Below are 1,006 nucleotides of genomic sequence, written 5' to 3' on the forward strand. Positions count from 1 at the left end.
TCCAGGGTTGCGGTAGATCTTGCGGTGATGCCATGCTGCCTCGACCAACAACCGACGTGCATGACCGTTGCCGGTCTTGGTGATCGAACCCTGTGATCGTGATGTCCCCGAAGAGTATTCACTCGGCACCAGGCCGACATAGGAACCGATGGTGCTCCCCGTAAATCGCTGCCAGTCGCCGATCTCGACCGCCAACCCGAACCCGGTCAAAGTAGAGATTCCGCGTAAACATCCCAAACGGTGCACCATCGGCGTGTAGGGACTGTTCTCCGCCATCTCCTCGATCGCCGTATCCAGTCGGTCACGGCGGCTTCGGGTGAGCAGCATCGCTTCATAGTTCGAGTCGAACGTGGCCTGCAACGCCGACTGCTCGAACCTCTGACTTCGTAGCCACACATCATGCGCACCAGTCCACGCCGCACCACCAGAATAGACAATGCCCTGCCGCAGAAGAAGTTTCGACAAGCGATGTCGGCATCGCATCAGATCCCCGCGAGCATCCTCACGGGCACGGACCAGATCTCGGGCTGCCTCTTGTTCTACCGAAGGGACCGTGACCTCGACGATCTCGTCCAGTCGGAGCAACCGCGCCAGATGCAGCGCGTCGCGAGCATCGGTCTTGACGCGGTCACCAGCAGGTCTCTGCAATTTCGACGGCGCAACCACCACGCACTCCACACCCGCTTGATTCAGAGCTCGGTACAGGCCGAATCCGGTCGGTCCGGCCTCGTAGACGGCTTTCACCGGACCCGGCAACGAACGCAACCAGGCGAGGATCTCACCGGAGTCCGGACATAATCGTTGTTTCCATACTTCACCGGTTTGACCGTCGATCGCACATGCCACTACAGACAGTGCGTGCACGTCCAATCCGACACTCGTACGCTGATACATCACCGGGGCCTCCTGCAAATGTAGGCACTACCGATCCAGGCTTCGCCTACTCGGCAACCCACGGCAACTTGCAAGCGAGTCCCCGGCCCGAAACGGGCCGACCCTCATACCG

At 60.2% G+C, this 1,006-nt stretch carries 1 protein-coding gene; it reads right to left on the bottom strand.

The annotated features are described in order from the left end of the window. The coding region (locus tag ACZ3J7_RS41105) for an IS110 family RNA-guided transposase (RefSeq protein WP_353799074.1) at positions 1–894 on the bottom strand (894 nt) is incomplete at its 3' end. Between the last annotated feature and the right edge of the window lie 112 nt (positions 895–1,006).

The organism is Kitasatospora sp. NPDC015121 (assembly GCF_055562955.1).